Source organism: Cellulosimicrobium funkei (assembly GCF_900155925.1).
Taxonomy (GTDB): domain Bacteria; phylum Actinomycetota; class Actinomycetes; order Actinomycetales; family Cellulomonadaceae; genus Cellulosimicrobium; species Cellulosimicrobium funkei.
The window spans coordinates 1-1,189 of record NZ_FTMI01000013.1; the positions used below are offsets into that span (position 1 = coordinate 1).

General features: G+C 72.2%; 1 protein-coding gene. It reads left to right on the forward strand.

The window, feature by feature from the left end; genetic code table 11:
- The coding region (locus tag BXA05_RS20165; protein ID WP_244550540.1) for an Ig-like domain-containing protein at window positions 1-1,189 on the forward strand (1,189 nt) is incomplete at both ends.

Consider the following 1,189-nt stretch of genomic DNA (forward strand, 5'->3'; position numbering starts at 1 on the left):
GTGCCCGTGGAGGACATCCTGGGCAAGACCGAGGTCACCGTCCCCGTCCTGGACAACGACGAGGACCCCGACGGCGCCGCGAGCGAGCTCACCGTGACCACCGACGCGAGCACCGCGAGCGTCACCCCCGACGGCGAGCTCACCGTCACCCTCACCGAGGGTCGCCAGGTCATCACCTACACGGCGACCGACATCGACGGCCTGACCGCCAAGGCCTTCGTCAAGGTCCCCGGCCTCACCGACCAGGCCCCGACCCTCCGCCCCGGCATCACGCCCCTGGAGGTCGTGAGCGGCGAGCCGCTGCCCATCGACATCACGGACTACGTCCTGGTGGTCGAGGGCAAGACTCCCCGGCTCACCACGGAGGAGAAAGTCACCGCGCTCGAGGGCACGCGAGAGGTCCTCTCGACCACGGAGATCACCTACACGTCTGCGGCGGACTACGTCGGTCCCGCCGCCGTGACCTTCGAGGTCACCGACGGCTCCGGTCCCGACGACCCCGACGGCCACACCGCGCTGCTCACGCTGCCGATCAGCGTCGTGCCGCCGGAGAACCTGCCGCCGGAGCTGTCGACCCCGACGCTCGACGTCGCGGCGGGCGAGGAGGCCTCGATCGACCTCGCGCGCTTCGCGACCGACCCCGACGGCGACCCCCTGACCTTCAAGGCCACCGGCCAGGCGCAGGGCGTGACCGTGTCCGTCGAGGGCACCACGCTGCGCGCCCAGGCGACCCCGGACGTGCCCAAGGGCTCGGTCGTGCAGGTCCCGATCACCGTCACCGACGGCGAGCACCCCCCGGTCGAGGGCACCGCGACCCTGACCGTCGTGGCCTCCACCCGGCCCCTGGCGCGCGCCAACCCCGACACCGTCGACGACGCCCACCAGGGCAAGGCCACCACCGTGCCCGTCCTCGCCAACGACTCCAACCCCTTCCCCGACACGCCGCTCGAGATCGTGGCGGCGAGCGTCGAGACGGGCAGCGGCGACGTGTCGTACAGCGGGGGCGACGTCGTCGTGACGCCCGCCGACTCGTTCGTGGGCGTCATGGTGGTCGTCTACCGGATCCAGGACGCGACGAAGGACCCCGACCGCATGGTCGAGGGCCGCGTCCAGCTCAAGGTCCTGGGCAAGCCCGAGGCGCCCGCGACCCCGCAGGTCGTCGAGGTCCGCTCCAAGACGGTCGTGCTCA